Annotated in this window: 13 protein-coding genes and 1 riboswitch; of the genes, 6 read left to right on the top strand and 7 right to left on the bottom strand. The window is 67.9% G+C overall.

Features of this window, described 5'->3' with window-relative positions:
* The first annotated feature begins 36 nt into the window (after nucleotides 1–36).
* Complete coding sequence (locus BGI51_RS02505; RefSeq protein WP_187980212.1) at nucleotides 37–426, top strand: tautomerase family protein; 390 nt, start codon at nucleotides 37–39, stop codon at nucleotides 424–426.
* 96 nt (nucleotides 427–522) lie between these two features.
* Here the strand turns inward: BGI51_RS02505 and BGI51_RS02500 are convergent, their stop codons facing one another.
* The 4 genes from BGI51_RS02500 to BGI51_RS02485 form a co-directional block, all read right to left on the bottom strand.
* Nucleotides 523–1,419: a metal ABC transporter ATPase gene (locus BGI51_RS02500; protein WP_187980211.1), complete on the bottom strand. Its 897-nt coding sequence runs from the start codon at nucleotides 1,417–1,419 to the stop codon at nucleotides 523–525.
* 98 nt (nucleotides 1,420–1,517) lie between these two features.
* The gene (locus tag BGI51_RS02495) at nucleotides 1,518–2,333 is read right to left on the bottom strand and encodes an aldo/keto reductase (protein WP_187980210.1); all 816 of its coding nucleotides are present in this window, start codon (nucleotides 2,331–2,333) and stop codon (nucleotides 1,518–1,520) included.
* On the bottom strand, nucleotides 2,330–3,505 hold the full coding sequence (locus BGI51_RS02490; protein ID WP_187980209.1) for an FAD-dependent oxidoreductase: 1,176 nt from the start codon (nucleotides 3,503–3,505) through the stop codon (nucleotides 2,330–2,332). The genes BGI51_RS02495 and BGI51_RS02490 overlap by 4 nt, the downstream gene beginning before the upstream one ends.
* Nucleotides 3,506–3,567: 62 nt before the next feature.
* On the bottom strand, nucleotides 3,568–3,900 hold the full coding sequence (locus tag BGI51_RS02485; RefSeq protein ID WP_187980208.1) for a DMT family transporter: 333 nt from the start codon (nucleotides 3,898–3,900) through the stop codon (nucleotides 3,568–3,570).
* Nucleotides 3,901–3,984: 84 nt separating this feature from the next.
* Here BGI51_RS02485 and BGI51_RS02480 point away from each other — a divergent pair, with 84 nt between their 5' ends.
* The gene (locus BGI51_RS02480; protein WP_133862598.1) at nucleotides 3,985–4,869 is read left to right on the top strand and encodes a LysR family transcriptional regulator; all 885 of its coding nucleotides are present in this window, start codon (nucleotides 3,985–3,987) and stop codon (nucleotides 4,867–4,869) included.
* Between the two features lie 221 nt (nucleotides 4,870–5,090).
* Entirely contained in the window at nucleotides 5,091–6,377 is a 1,287-nt protein-coding gene (locus BGI51_RS02475; protein ID WP_252977192.1) for an MFS transporter, read from the top strand.
* Here the strand turns inward: BGI51_RS02475 and BGI51_RS02470 are convergent.
* Both BGI51_RS02470 and BGI51_RS02465 read right to left on the bottom strand, forming a co-directional pair.
* Nucleotides 6,374–7,738 carry an MFS transporter gene (locus BGI51_RS02470; RefSeq protein WP_187980206.1) on the bottom strand — a complete coding sequence of 455 codons (1,365 nt, stop codon included), beginning with the start codon at nucleotides 7,736–7,738 and terminating at the stop codon, nucleotides 6,374–6,376. The two genes, BGI51_RS02475 and BGI51_RS02470, sit on opposite strands and share 4 nt — an antisense overlap.
* A 166-nt stretch (nucleotides 7,739–7,904) precedes the next feature.
* On the bottom strand, nucleotides 7,905–8,852 hold the full coding sequence (locus BGI51_RS02465; RefSeq protein WP_133862595.1) for a LysR family transcriptional regulator: 948 nt from the start codon (nucleotides 8,850–8,852) through the stop codon (nucleotides 7,905–7,907).
* A 108-nt stretch (nucleotides 8,853–8,960) separates the two neighbouring features.
* Between BGI51_RS02465 and BGI51_RS02460 the strand changes: the two genes are divergently transcribed.
* From BGI51_RS02460 to waaA, 3 genes are all read left to right on the top strand, one after another.
* Nucleotides 8,961–10,142 carry a fumarylacetoacetate hydrolase family protein gene (locus BGI51_RS02460; RefSeq protein WP_187980205.1) on the top strand — a complete coding sequence of 394 codons (1,182 nt, stop codon included), beginning with the start codon at nucleotides 8,961–8,963 and terminating at the stop codon, nucleotides 10,140–10,142.
* Nucleotides 10,143–10,174: 32 nt separating this feature from the next.
* The gene (locus BGI51_RS02455; protein WP_187980204.1) at nucleotides 10,175–11,959 is read left to right on the top strand and encodes an IlvD/Edd family dehydratase; all 1,785 of its coding nucleotides are present in this window, start codon (nucleotides 10,175–10,177) and stop codon (nucleotides 11,957–11,959) included.
* Nucleotides 11,960–12,179: 220 nt separating this feature from the next.
* Nucleotides 12,180–13,445, top strand: coding sequence for a lipid IV(A) 3-deoxy-D-manno-octulosonic acid transferase (gene waaA, locus BGI51_RS02450; protein WP_187980203.1), 1,266 nt, complete (start codon nucleotides 12,180–12,182; stop codon nucleotides 13,443–13,445).
* Here waaA and BGI51_RS02445 read toward each other — a convergent pair.
* The gene (locus BGI51_RS02445; protein ID WP_187980202.1) at nucleotides 13,391–14,887 is read right to left on the bottom strand and encodes a TolC family outer membrane protein; all 1,497 of its coding nucleotides are present in this window, start codon (nucleotides 14,885–14,887) and stop codon (nucleotides 13,391–13,393) included. The genes waaA and BGI51_RS02445 overlap by 55 nt on opposite strands.
* Before the next feature lie 109 nt (nucleotides 14,888–14,996).
* Nucleotides 14,997–15,123, top strand: a riboswitch (TPP riboswitch).
* Nucleotides 15,124–15,218 lie beyond the last annotated feature (95 nt).

Genomic DNA, 15,218 nt, shown 5'->3' with positions numbered 1-15,218 from the left:
GCCTAGAGCCTGCCGATTCCATTGCCGAGGTGTTACATGCCGCTTCTTCGTATCGATGTCCTGGAAGGCCATAACGACGACTATCTGCAAAACCTGCTCAATGGGGTTCACCACGCCGTGGTGGAGGCCTTCGACGTCCCTGTGCGGGATCGCTACCAGGTTCTGACCGAACACAAGCCTGGCCGATTCATCATGCAGGACACCGGATTGGACATTCCGAGAACCCACAGACAGACCTTGATCAGTATTACGAGTCGGCCTCGAGACCAGGCGGTCAAGACCCGCTTTTACGCAAAGGTCTGTCATGAACTGCACGCACGGTGTGGCATCGAGGCAAACGACGTGATGGTTTCGATCGTGGTGAATGGCGATGAGGATTGGAGCTTTGGTCAGGGCAGGGCCCAATTCCTGACAGGCGAGCTATAAGCCGGATTCGAACAGGCCACTCCCGTGGCTGCGACGGGAATGGCCGGTCTTGCCTGGCATTTCCAGGTAGAGGCGAAACGGCTAGCCCCCGCTCACCTAGGCCCGCTGCAGGGCGCTCTGGGGCGCCATGCGCTCCAGCCAGTCACGCCAGCGCACCCGGCTGTCGTGGACCAGCCAGCCGTCCTGGCGGGCGAAGCTTTCCGACAGCCAGAGACCGCGGGTCGACACCGGCAGGCGCTGGCCGGCGGACAGGGTGTAGAGCTCGCCGGTGGGCTTGCCGTCGTCCAAGGCGACCAGATAGAGGTCCGGGCGCTGGCGCGCCAGGCGCGCCAGCAACTGGCCGTTCTCGATCTTCTCGTCGACGTGGAACAGACTCGGCGCCTTGCATTCCTTGGGCAGTTCCAGCAGCAGGTCATAGACCAGTTGCAGCGAGGCGGTGGGGGTGTGCACATAGGCGCGGGGGCGCTCCAGCAGCGCCAGGCTGCCGCAGCGCACCGGCCGCGCCGCGCCCGAGCGCGGGGTCAGGCGAAAGGCCACGTCCTCGCGGTAGGGCAGGGCCGGGGCATAAGGTGTCGGCAGCCAGGTGTCGGCGAAGCGTCCGGCCAGCCAGCCGCGCGGCGTTTCGATCAGGCACTCCTCGGCCACCTCCTGCACGGCGGTGAGCAGCGGCAGGGCCAGTTCGTGGGTCGGGATGTAACCGGAGATCAGCTTGAGCACCACGTCGCCCCGGTCGGGCCGGCGCTGGCGCACCAGCAGCCAGTGGTCCTGGCCCTGCCAGTTCAGCGTCAGGCGCACCGAGACACCCAGGTTGGCGAGCTTCGCACTGAAGTGCTGGGCATCCTCGATCTCGATCGGCTTGCGCCGCTCCAGCATCTCGCTGAAATTCAGCGGTTGGCCGAGCGCCTGGTAGGTGAGGCCGTCATGATTGGCCTCGACCGAAAGGGGCAGGGTCTTGAACGCCTTGGGATTGTGGCGGGCGATGAGCTGGGGCATGGCCGACTCCTGTTGTAGTGTGCCGCGGACGCGCCGTCCCGGGCGACCGGGCAGGACGTCCAGCGGACGAAGGCAAGGGTTCAGCGAAACGCTCTGGATCAGGGCCGAGCGGAGATCACTTCGGCCAGGGTACGGACATTATGTGACAGGTGCAGGGGATCGATAGTGCCGACTATCGCACCGTTCACCCCGGGCTCGCCGAATACCCGGGCGAAGCTCGCGCGCACCGGATCCTGGCCGGTACCGAGCACCGCGTGGCCGCTGGCCAGGGCCTTCTTGATCAGGATGCCCTTGCCCTGGGCGGCGGCGGCTCGGATCACCGGGATCTCGGCGTCTTCGTTGAGGTTGAAGGTGACCATGGCGCAATCGCCGGTCTCCAGCGCCTTGAGACCGCCCGCGACGGTCTTGCCGGAAAAGCCGAAGGCGCGGATCAGGCCTTCGCGCTTGAGCTCGGCCAGGGTCTCGTAGCAGCCGCTGTCCTGGAGGATGGCCAGGTCGTTGCCATCGGAATGCACCAGCACCAGGTCCAGCCAGTCGGTCTCCAGCCGGCGCAGGCTGCGTTCCACCGAGCGGCGGGTATGGGCCGCGCTGAAGTCGAAGCTGGACAGGCCATCGGTGAATTCCTCGCCGACCTTGCTGGCGATCACCCAGTGCTGGCGCTGGCCACGCAGCAGTGGACCCAGGCGTTCTTCGCTGCGGCCGTAGGCGGGCGCGGTGTCCAGCAGGTTGATGCCCAGCTCGCGGGCCAGGCTGAGCAGATCGGCGGCGCTGCGGTCGTCGGGGATGGTGAAACCGTTGGGGTACTTCACGCCCTGGTCGCGGCCGAACTTGACCGTGCCCAGGCCCAGTGGGGAAATCTCGAGACCGGTGCTGCCCAGCGGACGCTGCAGACCATGCAGGGTGCGCAGGCTCATGGCAGCAGCTCCTCCCAGAAGGGCGCGGCCACCGGCGGTTGCGGATGGGCGGGCAGGGCGGGGTGCTGTCCTGGCGCGATGCCGTCGCGGTCGAGATTGGCCAGGACCCGGTCGGCCAGGTCCGGCGACAGCGCCAGCTTGGTCGGCCAGCCCACCAGCAGGCGCCCTTCCTCGGCGAGAAAGGCGTTGTCCGGACGCACCAGTCCGGATTGCGCCGGCTCGGCGCGATCCACGCGCAAGGTTGCCCAGCGGGCGCCGTCGAAGTCGATCCAGGGCAGCAGGCGCTGCAGTTCCTCGCGTGCCGTGGCGATCTGCGCCGCTGGCTCACGGGCCACGCCCTCGGCCTCGGCCAGGTCGCCGCCCAGGTACCACAGCCACTGGCCGTCGGCGGTGGGGTGGCTGGTGATGGTCACCCGCGGCTTGGGGCCGCCACCCAGACAGTGCGCATAGAGGGGTTTGAGCATGGGGCCCTTGACCACCACCATGTGCAGCGGGCGGCGCTGCATGGCCGGTTGTTCCAGACGGAGCGCCTGGAGCAGATCGGCCATGCCGGCGCCGGCGGTGAGCACGAGGCGGCGGGCGCGGATGGCCTGGCCGTCCACCACCAGACCGGTCAGCTCGCCGTCTTCGCGCAGGGGCTGGAGGTCATGCCCGGCCAGCAGGCTGTCGCCGGCCAGTTCTGCCAGGCGTGCGACCAGGCTGGGTACGTCCAGCACCAGCTCGGCCAGGCGATAGACCTTGCCCTTGAAGGCGCGGTCGCGCAGGGCTGGCGGCAGTTCGTCGCCCTTGACCGCATCCACCCGGCCGCGCACCGCCTTGCTGGCGAAGAAGCTGGTGAGGTTGCCGGCCAGGCTGCCCGGCGACCATAGGTAGTGGGCCTCGGAGAGCAGGCGTACACCGGAAAGATCCAGCTCGCCGCTGCCGGCCAGGCTTTCGCGCCAGCGCCGCGGCATGTCGGCGATGGCCTCGGAGGCCCCGGTGAGCATCCCGGTCAGGGCATATTTGGTGCCGCCATGGATGATGCCCTGGGACTTGCCGCTCTGGCCGCCGCCCAGGGCGCCGGTCTCCACCAGCACGGTGGCGTAGCCGGCGCGTCTGAGACGGGCGTTGAGCCAGAGGCCGGCGACGCCGCCGCCGACGATGAGGATATCGGTGGACCAGGGTTGGGACATGAACGGCCTGCTCGGATGATCGGCAAAGGAGTGATTTTACACGCTCCTCGCCGCCGCTGGTCTCAATGCCCGGTACTGCCGGAAAACAGCTGGATCACCACCACCCCGGCGACGATCAGCCCCATGCCCAGCATGGCCGGCAGGTCCAGCTTCTGATCGTAGAGCACCGCCGCGGCGATGCTGACCAGCACGATGCCCAGCCCGGCCCAGATGGCGTAGGCGACGCCCACGGGGATGCTGCGCACCACCAGGGTCAGCATCCAGAAGGCCAGGCCGTAGCCTGTGATGACCAGAATCAGTGGCAGTGGCTTGCTGAAGCCACTGATGGCCTTCATGGAGGTGGTGGCGACGACTTCGGCGGCGATGGCAATGGCCAGGTAGATGTATCCGCTCATGATGATTCCTTCTGTCGAAGGGCCCCATTGTGCCTTTTCGGACGATAGGTGAAAGTTGATACCTATCTGTTGAGGAGATGGGTTGTGCAGTGGAATCTGGAGCAACTGGAGATCTTCGTCGGCATCGCCGAGGGGGCGAGTTTCTCGGCCATGGCGCGGCGTCTGGGGCGGGCGCAATCGGCGGTGAGCGCCGCCATCGCCCTGCTGGAGGCTGACCTGGGCGTCGTGCTGTTCACGCGCAGCAACGGCCGCACGCCAGTCATCACCGCGGCTGGTCTGGCGCTGCTGGAGGAGGCGCGTGAGGTGCTGCGTCAGTGCCAGCGGCTGGACAGCCGCGCCCAGGCGCTCTGTGCCGGACAGGAACCGCTGTTGCGCCTGGCACTGGACGAGGCCATGCCCTACCAGCCGGTACTCGATGCCCTGGACGCCCTGGCGGCGGCCTTCCCGCATCTGGAAGTCCAGCTCACCAGCGGCGCCCAGGGCGATGTGGCGCGCAAGCTGCTGACCGATCAGGCCGACCTTGGCCTGCTGTTTCGCCATGAGCACATGCCCGAGGCCCTGGAGCGCCAGGCGCTGGGCGATGTCGCCCAGGTCACCGCCTGTGGCGCCCAGCATCCCCTGGCCCGCCAGCGTGGGGTAGGGCGACGCGAACTGGCCCGCCATCGCCAGCTGCTGATCGCGCCGCTGGAGCATCCCTATCCCGGCGGCGAGCAGATCGCCCCCCAGGTCTGGCGCGCCGACAGCTTCTATCTGCTCGCCGAACTGCTGATGCGCGGCCTGGGCTGGGGGTGGCTGCCGCGGCACGTGGCGCGCTATCCCTCCTACCAGGGCCTGCTAGCCGAGCTGGATTGCGACTGGGTGCCGCCGGCCCTGGTGGTGGAGCTGGCCTGGCGCCGCAACGCCGCGCCGGGGCCGGCCGCGCGCTGGCTGGCGCAGCGACTGGCGGAGGAGCTGCGAGCGATTGGTTGAATGAATGTGTTGGGCTTCGCTGCGCTCAGCGCCAACCTACGGCGCTCTGCGTAGGTTGGGTTGAGCGCAGCGAAGCCCAACAAGACGAATCTTCAACACTGGCCCACGGCCCATGCCAAGGAAAGTCCCATTCTGGCCAGATCCGTGGGGCAGCTTGACCAGCGCCAGGTCGCCAGGACTGCAATACTCGACTCATCCCTTCCCCGCCCGTGACGATCGCCATGACCCCACCTCCCGCCCTCGGCCAGCGCTATGTCTTCGTCGTCCTGGCGCTGATCTTTCTCGCCCTGCTGGTCTCGGCCGGGGTGAGGTCCACCCCAGGCGTATTGCTGCTGCCGCTGCAGGAGACCTTTGGCTGGAGTCGCGAGACGGTCTCGCTTTCCGCCGCCATCGGCATCTTTCTCTATGGCCTGGTCGGGCCCTTCGCCGCCGCCCTGATGCAGACCCTGGGCATCCGCCGGACCCTGCTCGGCGGCCTGACCCTGATCAGCCTGGCCACCGCCCTGAGCACCCTGATGCGCGAACCTTGGCACCTGGTCGCCACCTGGGGCGTGCTCAGCGGCCTGGGTACCGGTTGCGTGGCCATGGTACTGGGGGCCGCCATCGTCAATCGCTGGTTCGTCGCCCGCCGGGGACTGATGATGGGCCTGCTGGCGGCCAGCACCGCCACCGGCAACCTGGTGTTCCTGCCGCTGCTGGCCCATCTCGCCAGTCAGGAAGGCTGGCAGACCGTGTTGCTGACCGTGGCCGTGGCCAGCGCCGCCCTGATTCCGCTGGTGGCCTGGCTGCTGCCCGAGCGGCCGGCGGACGTCGGCCTGCGGCCCCATGGCGCCCCGGCGGACTACCAGGCGCCAGCGGCCTCCGCACCGGGCAATCTGTTTCGCGTGACCCTCGGCACCCTGGCCATGGCCAGTCGGCGGCGCGATTTCTGGCTGCTGTTCCTGACCTTCTTCGTCTGCGGCTTCACCACCAATGGCCTGATCGGCACCCACTTCATCGCCATGGGCCACGACCACGGGCTGTCCCAGGTGCAGGCCGCCGGCATCCTTGCGCTGATGGGCATCTTCGACCTGGTGGGCACCACCGCCTCCGGCTGGCTGACCGACAGATACGATCCGCGCCGGCTGCTGTTCGTCTACTACAGCCTGCGGGGCCTCTCGCTGATCTACCTGCCGTTCTCCGGCTTCGCCCCCGAGCAACTGCTGCTGTTCGGCATCTTCTACGGGCTGGACTGGATCGCCACCGTGCCGCCCACGGTCAAGCTGACCAACCAGAGCTTTGGTGAACGGAGCGCGCCGGTGGTGTTCGGCTGGGTGTTCTGCGGGCACATGCTGGGCGCCGCCTGCGCGGCCTTTCTCGCCGGTGCCCTGCGCGAGCACTTCGGCTCCTACCAGGAGGCCCTGGTGCTGGCCGGCCTGACCGGTCTGCTGGCGGCGCTGATGGCGCTGTGGATCGGCCGGCCGAGCGCCGCGGGTGCCGGGCGCTCGGCCGTGCCCGAGGCGGGCTAGGCGGGCTTGAGGTCCAGCGGCACGGCGGTCGGCGTGCGCTGCAGCATCGAGGCCGGGATCGCCAGGATCAGCAGGCCGCTGACGAACAGGCAGGCGCCGAGCACATAGGTGCCGTTGTTGATGTCGCCGGTGAGGGTTTCCATGGTCGCGGTGATCATCGAGCCGGTGAAGCCGGAGAGGTTGCCGATGGCGTTGATCATGCCGATACCCGCCGCCGCGGCGACGCCGGAAAGCAGGGTGCCGGGCAGCGACCAGAAGATCGGCATCAGCGCCAGCAGGCCCGAGGCGGCCACGGTGAGGAAGAAGATCGACAGCACGATGTTGTGGATGAACCAGGCGCTCAGCACCAGGCCCAGGGCGCCGACGAAGGCCGGCACCGCCGCGTGCATGCGCTGCTCGCCGGTGCGTGCCGAGTGGCGGGCGTTGAGCAGCATGACCACCAGGGCGACGCTGTAGGGGATGGCGGTGAGCAGACCGATCTGCAGGCTGCCACTGACCCCGGCGTTCTTGATGATCGAGGGCATCCAGAAGGCCAGGCCATAGAAGCCGGTGTTGAAGGTCAGCAGGATGAACACCAGCAGCCAGACCCGCGGATTGAGAAAGACCTCGCTCAGCCGTGAAGCCTTGCCGGCGTTGTGCTGGTCCAGGTTGCGCTTGAGCAGGGCCTTTTCCCGGGCGTCCAGCCAGGGCGCCTTGTCGATGTTGTCGCTCAGGCAGCAGAACACTACCACCGCCATGATGATCGAGGGCACCCCTTCCACCAGCAGCATCCACTGCCAGCCGGCCAGGCCGTGCCAGTCGTGCAGGCTGCTCATCAGCCAGCCGGAAAGCACGCCGCCAAAGCTCAGGCTGAAGGGCAGGGCAACCAGGAAACCGGACATCACCCGACTCTGGCGCTGGGTCGGGAACCAGTAGTTGAGATAGAGCACCACGCCGGGAAAGAAGCCCGCCTCGCAGACGCCCAGCAGGAAGCGCAGCACATAGAAGAGGGTGCTCGACTGCAGGCCGAAGAATTGCGCCAGCGGCTGGGTGAAGGCCACCGCCATGGAGATGATCGCCCAGGTCAGCATGATGCGGGCGATCCAGAAGCGCGCGCCGTAGCGATGCAGCAGCAGGTTGCTGGGGACCTCGAAAAGAAAGTAGCCCCAGAAGAACATGCTGGCGCCAAGGGCATAGACGGTGTTGCTGAAGCCCAGGTCGTCGAGCATGTCCAGCTTGGCGAAGCCGACGTTGACCCGGTCCAGGTAGGCGGCGATGTAGCACAGCAGCAGGATCGGCAGGATGCGTAGCACCACCTTGCGATAGGTGCGTTCTTCGAAGGCGTCGCCAGCGGCGCCCTGGGCAGCGGTGGTCTCGAACATGGGAATGACCTTCGGGGCCTTGGGGCCCGTTGTTGTTATTGAAGAGGTCGAAGGCGGCCGGGGATGCGGGGTGGCCGTCTGAATCGCCAGGCCACTCTAGAAGCGGGAGCGATTCTTTCCCAATGGCATTTGCAGATCATTCGATAACGGCGCGTTATCGAGCTGTCTAGGCTGCGGACTCCTCGCGACCGGCATGGCTCAGCAGGATGGCGGCGAATTCCCGGGCCGCTTCGCCGAGGGGTTCGCCCTTGCGGGTGAGGATGCCGTAGTCCTGCGCCGGCAGGTGCAGTGGCAGCTCCAGGGCACTGAGCGCGCCGCTGGCGAGATAGGGCTCGACCATGGCCTCCGGCAGCATGCCGATCATGGGGCCGGCGCGCAGCACCTGGAGAAAGGTCTGCATGGAGATGGTGTCGATGGTGTTGCTCGGCACCGGCAGGCCGGCGGCGGCGAAGGCCCGCTCCATGCGCCCGCGGATGGGCGTGCCCTTGGGATAGAGGATCCAGGGCCAGGCCAGCACCTGGTCGAGGCCCACGGGCCCGCTGCCCACCAGGGGGTGATCGGCGTTGACCACGAAGCGGAAGGGCTCCGGCGCCAGGGGCTGGAAGTCGAAGCGCTGGGCCTGGGCTTCGTCGGTGAAGCGCGCCACCGCCAGGTGCAGCAGCTTGTCGTCGAGCATCTCCATCAGGTGATCGCTGGTCTGCTCCACCACCTCGATGGCCAGCAGCGGCCAGCGCTGCTTGATCGCGACGATGGCCTGCGGCAGCGCCACCGCCGTGGCGGCGAAGATGCCACCGACCTTGAGCTGGCCGTGGCCGCCGCGTCTCAGGCTGTCGATCTGCTCGGCGAAGTCGCGGGCATCGTTCAGCGCCACCCGGGCATAGCGCAGCACGTGCTCGCCCAGCGCCGTGGGCGGCATGCTGCGCGGCTGGCGCTCGAACAGGGCGAAGCCGAGCAGGTGCTCGAGCTCCTTGAGCATCTTGCTGATGGCCGGCTGGCTGAGGTTCATCTGCTGCGCCGCCAGGTGCATGTTGCGGGTGCGCCCCAGGGTGTCGATCAGCAGCAGGTGGCGGAACTTGAGCCAGTGGCTGATCTGGCTGAACGACGGCTCGGACACGCATACCTCCCGGGCGATAAGTACAGGTTATCGAATGATGAAATAAGCCCATTTGAGTTTATCAGTCCGGCTGCCTAGCGTGGACCCATCAGCCCTGGAGTCCTGCCCATGTCCCTTCGTCTCTCGCCTGGCAACACCCTTCCCACCGATGGCCTGGCCGGCACCCTGGTCGGTCGTGCCTGGGTGCCCGGTCCGCTGGCCGGTCCCTCGCCCGTGGTGCTGCGCGAAGACGGTGTCTTCGATGTCTCGGCACGCTTCGCCACGCTGAGCGCCCTGTTCGAGGAAGAGGCGCCCCTGCAGACCCTGCGCGATACCCCCGGGCGCTACCTCGGCAGCCTGGAGGAACTGCTGGCCAACAGCGGCGAGCAGGCCGATCCGGGCCGCCTGCACCTGCTGCCGCCGGCCGACCTGCAGGTGATCAAGGCCGCCGGGGTGACCTTTGCCGCCAGCATGCTGGAACGGGTAATCGAAGAGCAGGCCGGCGGCGATGCCGGGCGCGCCGTGGCCATCCGCGAGCAGGTGCAGGCGGTGATCGGCGCGGACCTGCAGGGCCTGGAGCCGGGCAGTCCGCGCGCCCAGGCGCTCAAGGCGCTGCTGATCGAGAAGGGCATGTGGTCGCAGTACCTGGAGGTGGGCATTGGCCCGGACGCCGAGATCTTCACCAAGGCGCCGGTGCTGGCCGCGGTCGGCAGCGGCAGCGCCATCGGCATCCACCCCGTGTCCCAGTGGAACAATCCCGAGCCCGAGGTGGTGCTGGTGGCGGACAGCCGCGGCCGCCTGCATGGCGCCACCCTGGGCAATGACGTCAACCTGCGCGACATTGAGGGCCGCAGCGCCCTGCTGCTGAGCAAGGCCAAGGACAACAACGCCTCCTGCGCCCTGGGGCCCTTCATCCGCCTGTTCGACGAGACCTTCGATCTCGACCAGGTCCGCCAGTGCGTGGTGACCCTGGAAGTCCAGGGCGAAGACGGCTTTCACCTCAATGGCAGCAGCTCCATGGCGCAAATCAGTCGTGATCCCGCGGACCTCGCCGCCCAGACCCTCAATGCCAACCACCAGTATCCCGACGGCTTCCTGCTGTTTCTCGGCACCCTGTTCGCCCCGACCCAGGACCGTGACGCCCCGGGCGGCGGCTTCACCCACAAGGTGGGTGACGTGGTGAGCATTGCCAGCCCGCTGCTGGGAACCCTGCACAATAGGGTGACCACCAGCGACCAGGCCCCAGCCTGGCGCTTCGGCCTCGGTGCCCTGATGCACAACCTGGCCGCCCGCGGCCTGCTGGGCCGCTAAGCGCTCTTTCCTAATAACAACTAGAGACCATCATGACTTCCGCCAAACGCCCGCTGCGCAGCCAGCAATGGTTCGATGATCCTGTCCACGCCGACATGACCGCGCTCTATGTCGAGCGCTACATGAACTACGGCCTGACCCGCGACGAACTCCAGTCCGGTCGCCCCATCATCGGCATCGCCCAGACTGGCAGCGACCTCACCCCCTGCAATCGTCATCACCTGGAGCTGGCCCAGCGGGTCAAGGCCGGTATCCGCGACGCGGGCGGCATCCCCATGGAGTTCCCGGTGCACCCCATCGCCGAGCAGAGTCGCCGCCCCACCGCGGCCCTGGATCGCAACCTGGCCTATCTCTGCCTGGTGGAGATCCTCCACGGCTTTCCCCTGGACGGCGTGGTGCTCACCACCGGCTGCGACAAGACCACCCCAGCCTGCCTGATGGCCGCGGCCACCACCGACCTGCCAGCCATCGTGCTGTCCGGTGGGCCCATGCTGGACGGGCATTTCAAGGGCGAGCTGATCGGCTCCGGCACGGTGCTCTGGCACGCGCGCAACCTGCTGGCGACCGGCGAGATCGACTACGAGGGCTTCATGGCCCTGACCACCGCCGCCTCGCCCTCGGTGGGCCACTGCAACACCATGGGCACGGCCCTGTCGATGAATGCCCTGGCCGAGACCCTGGGCATGTCGCTGCCCGGCTGTGCCAGCATCCCCGCGCCCTATCGCGAGCGCGGCCAGATGGCCTATGCCACCGGCAAGCGCATCTGCCAGCTGGTGCTGGACGACGTCCGCCCCTCGCAGATCATGACCCGCGAGGCCTTCGAGAACGCCATCGTGGTGGCTTCGGCCCTGGGTGCTTCCAGCAACTGCCCGCCGCACCTGATCGCCATCGCCCGCCACATGGGCGTGGAACTGTCGCTGGACGACTGGCAGCGCCTGGGCGAGGACATCCCGCTGCTGGCCAACTGCATGCCGGCCGGCAAGTACCTGGGCGAGGGCTTCCACCGCGCCGGCGGGGTGCCGGCGGTGCTCCACGAACTGCTCAAGGCGGGACGCCTGCACGGCGACTGTATGACGGTATCCGGGCGCACCATCGGTGCCATCGCCGAAGGTGCGGCCAGCACAGATCCCGCCGTGATCCAGCCCTACGAAGCGCCGCTCAAGCACCGCGCCGGCTTCATCGTGCTCAGCGGCAATTTCTTCGACAGTGCCATCATGAAGATGTCGGTGGTGGGCGAGGCCTTTCGCCAGACCTATCTGGCGGAACCGGGCAAGGAAAACAGCTTCGAGGCGCGAGCCATCGTCTTCGAGGGTCCGGAGGACTATCACGCGCGCATCGACGACCCGGCCCTGGACATCGACGAGCGCTGCATCCTGGTGATCCGCGGCGCCGGGCCGGTGGGTTATCCGGGCAGCGCCGAGGTGGTCAACATGGCCCCGCCGGCGGCGCTGATCAAGAAGGGCATCGACTCCCTGCCGTGCCTGGGCGACGGTCGCCAGAGCGGTACCTCGGCCAGTCCATCGATCCTCAACATGTCGCCGGAAGCGGCGGTGGGCGGTGGCCTGGCACTGCTCAAGACCAACGACCGTTTGCGTGTGGACCTCAATGCCCGCAGCGTCGATGTGCTGCTGGATGATGCCGAACTGGAGCGCCGTCGTGCTGAATGGACGCCCAACCTGCCGCCGGCCCAGACCCCCTGGCAGGAGCTCTATCGGCAACTGGTGGGCCAGCTTTCCACCGGCGGCTGCCTGGAACCGGCCACCCTGCACCTCAAGGTGATCGCCCGCGAAGGCGGGGTGCCGCGGCACTCGCATTAAGGCTTGTCTGAAAAGTCGCCGAGCGAAGGTCAGGCAAGGCAAAAGTCCGTGAGGGAGCGGATCGGACCCGCGCTCGGGTTTACGAGTGGTAAATGAGCATTCCGGCCGGGCTGGCGATCCAGCGGATTTTTAACGCCGCCTGACCGAGTGCAGGCACTTTTCAGACAAAGCCTTGGAACGGGCTCGCACTGGCGGCATAGCTTCATTAAGCTCTGCCGCCATGAACCGTACCCTCTATAGCCTGATCTTCACCCTGGCCTTGCCCTTCATCCTGCTGCGCCTGCTCTGGCGCGGGCGCAAGGCTCCCGCCTATCGGCAACGCATCGGCGAGCGCCTGGCGCTGGGCTTGCCAGAGGTGCCGCCCGGCGGCATCTGGGTGCATGCGGTGTCGGTGGGGGAGAGCATTGCCGCCGCGCCGGTGATCCGTGCGCTGCGCCAGCGCCATCCGCAGCTGCCGATCACCGTGACCTGCATGACGCCCACCGGCTCGGAGCGCATTCGCGCCCTGTTCGGCAGCGACGTCCACCACTGTTATCTGCCCTACGACCTGCCGGGGCTGGCCGGACGCTTCCTCGATCGCCTGCGGCCCAGCCTGGGGGTGGTGATGGAAACCGAACTCTGGCCCAACCTCATTCACCAGACGGCGCGCCGCGACATTCCCATCGCCCTGGCCAATGGCCGGCTGTCCGAGCGCTCCGCCCGGGGCTACGGCAAGCTGGGCGGGGTGACCGCGCCGATGCTGGCGGAGCTGGCCTGGCTGGCGGTGCAGACGCCGGTGGAAGCCGAGCGCTTCCGCGCCCTCGGTGCCCGTGCCGAGCGGGTCACGGTGACCGGCTCCATCAAGTTCGACCTGCGCATCGACCCCGAGCTGCCGGCGCGCGCGGCTGCGCTGCGCCAGGGCTGGGGCCGTCGCCCGGTGTGGATCGCCGCCAGCACCCATGCCGGTGAAGACGAGATCCTGCTCCAGGCCCAGCGCCAACTGCTGGCCACCCGTCCCGATGCCCTGCTGATCCTGGTGCCGCGTCATCCCGAACGCTTTCCCGAGGTGCTGGGCGAGGTGCGGGGTGAAGGCTTCAGCGTGATCCAGCGCTCGACGGGGGAGGCGGTGCAACCGCAGACCCAGGTCCTGCTGGGCGACACCATGGGCGAGCTGCTGTTTCTCTACGCCCTGGCCGACGTCGCCTTCGTCGGTGGCAGCCTGATCGAGCGCGGCGGGCACAACCCGCTCGAGCCGGCCGCTCTCGGCGTGCCGGTGCTCAGCGGACCGCACGTATTCAACTTCCTCGACATCGTCGCCCAGTTGCGCGACGCCGGCGCTTTGGAAACAGTAGCGGAAGCCTCGGCCATCGCTGCCGCCGTGGCCCGGCTCTGGGCCGAACCGGCGGAAGCCGCTCGGCGTCGTCAGGCGGGCCTGGCGGTATTGGCCGCCAATCAGGGCGCGCTGGAGCGCCTGCTCTCCGGGCTCGACGGACTGCTCAAGCCCTGAGCGGAACGTGCCGGCAGGACGTCGGCGCGGGTCTTGGCCAGGTCCGGCGGCAGGAAGTCGCGATCCGGGTCGTAGTGGGGATCGAGATAGCCGGACAGGGCCAGCAGGTCGTTGGGCGCCAGGGTGCCGGCCGCCTGCTTGAGTCTCAGAGTGTCCAGGATGTAGTTGTAGCGGGCGTCGTTGTACTGGCGCACGGCGTTGTACAGCAGCCGCTGGGCGTCGAGCACGTCGACGATGGTACGGCTGCCCACCTGGTAGGCGATCTCAGTGGCTCTCAGGGCGCGCTGGCTGGAGGCGATGGACAGCCGTCGGGCGCGCACCTGCTCGATGTCGGTGTTGATCGCCCGATGGGCGTTGCGGGTGTTCTGCACCACCTGGCGGCGCAGGCTTTCCTGCTGCTGCTCACTGCGGTCCAGCTGCTGGTAGGCCTGACGCGCCTGGGAGCTGGTGGCGCCGCCGCTGTACAGCGGCACCTCGACCTGGATACCGATGCTGCGGCTGTTGACCGGGCTGCCGAACAGGGACAGCTGCTCGGCGTTGGGCAGATTCACCGCATCGTTGTCGCTGTGGCTGTAGCGCGCCACCGCATCCACCGTCGGCAGGTGCCCGGCGCGACGCTGGCGCAGGGTTTCCTGGGCCGCATTGACACCCTGGCCGGCAGCCAGCAATTGCAGATTCTGGCGCATGGCGGTGTCCACCCACTGGCGGGCATCGTTGGGTTGTGGCGGCAGGATCGGCAGGTCGTGGCGGATACCGGCGATGCTGCCATAGTCGCGATCGGTCAGCCGGGTCAGGGCCTGGAAGGCGTCGGCCACCTGCTGCTCGCTCTGGGAGCGGTTGGCCTGGGCGTTGTCGAAGCTGGCCTGGGCCTGGAGCACGTCGGTGTCGTCGGTCAGGCCGACCTTGTAACGCTCGCGGGACTGGTCCAGCTGACGGTACAGCGCCTTTTCCTCGGCGCGAGCAGTGGCCAGGGCGTCCTGGGCGCGCAGGGCGCTGAAATAGCCCTCGGCGGTCTGCAGGATGAGCTGCTGCTGGGCGGCGGAAAACTGCAGCTCGGCCTGCTCGGTGGCGGCCTTGGCCGCCTTGAGCTGGAACCAGCGATCGGCGCGGAACAGTGGCTGGCTGAGGGTCGCCTGGATCAGCTGGCTGCTGCGATCGCTGCTGTAGCGGCCACCCTGGACGCCCAGCGCCGGATTGTCCTTGAGCTGCAGGCTGGTATGGGTGTCGTTGAACTGGGCACCGAGCCCGATCTGCGGCAGCAGGCCGGCGCGCGCCTGGGGCACCGCCTCGCGCTGGGCGCCAAGCCCGGCGCGTTCGGCGGCGAGGTCGGCATTGTTGTCCAGCGCTTCGCGGTAGACGTCGAGCAGGCCATTGCCGGCGACCTGGGCCTGGGCCAGCCCGGCCGTGCTGCAGAGCGCCGCGAGCAGCAGGAATCTTCGCATTCTTGGAGCCTTCCTTGAGGGACCGCGCCAGTGTAGTGGCTTCGTCCGAATCCGCCATAGGAGAGGAAATAGCGGTCGAAGTTTCTGCCGCTCTGGGTTTACACTGGCCACGTTCTTGTCGGGGTGCGCTACGAGGCGCTGAGATCGGGTAGTCCCGGATCCCGTTGAACCTGATCAGGCTAGGCGCGCCGCATGGCGGTGCGTCAACCTGCGTAGGGAACAAGAGGGCGTCCGCCGTCTCCATCCGTGGTCGCCATCCGTCCGGGCTTGCCTCTTCCTGCGTGCCCACCCTTCGTCCAGGTTCTTCCCTCGGCAACGCGCCCACCAGGAG

Source organism: Pseudomonas oryzihabitans, assembly GCF_014522265.1.
Lineage (GTDB): Bacteria > Pseudomonadota > Gammaproteobacteria > Pseudomonadales > Pseudomonadaceae > Chryseomonas > Chryseomonas aestiva.
Note: the sequence above shows the minus strand (reverse complement) of the source record. Positions and strands in the feature narration are given on the sequence as shown.

Coding starts and splice junctions, on each gene's coding strand:
- BGI51_RS02505 (WP_187980212.1), top strand. CDS start 37: ATGCCGCTTCTTCGTATCGATGTCCTGGAAGGCCATAACGACGACTAT.
- BGI51_RS02500 (WP_187980211.1), bottom strand. CDS start 1,419: ATGCCCCAGCTCATCGCCCGCCACAATCCCAAGGCGTTCAAGACCCTG.
- BGI51_RS02495 (WP_187980210.1), bottom strand. CDS start 2,333: ATGAGCCTGCGCACCCTGCATGGTCTGCAGCGTCCGCTGGGCAGCACC.
- BGI51_RS02490 (WP_187980209.1), bottom strand. CDS start 3,505: ATGTCCCAACCCTGGTCCACCGATATCCTCATCGTCGGCGGCGGCGTC.
- BGI51_RS02485 (WP_187980208.1), bottom strand. CDS start 3,900: ATGAGCGGATACATCTACCTGGCCATTGCCATCGCCGCCGAAGTCGTC.
- BGI51_RS02475 (WP_252977192.1), top strand. CDS start 5,091: ATGACCCCACCTCCCGCCCTCGGCCAGCGCTATGTCTTCGTCGTCCTG.
- BGI51_RS02470 (WP_187980206.1), bottom strand. CDS start 7,738: ATGTTCGAGACCACCGCTGCCCAGGGCGCCGCTGGCGACGCCTTCGAA.
- BGI51_RS02460 (WP_187980205.1), top strand. CDS start 8,961: ATGTCCCTTCGTCTCTCGCCTGGCAACACCCTTCCCACCGATGGCCTG.
- BGI51_RS02455 (WP_187980204.1), top strand. CDS start 10,175: ATGACTTCCGCCAAACGCCCGCTGCGCAGCCAGCAATGGTTCGATGAT.
- waaA (WP_187980203.1), top strand. CDS start 12,180: ATGAACCGTACCCTCTATAGCCTGATCTTCACCCTGGCCTTGCCCTTC.
- BGI51_RS02445 (WP_187980202.1), bottom strand. CDS start 14,887: ATGCGAAGATTCCTGCTGCTCGCGGCGCTCTGCAGCACGGCCGGGCTG.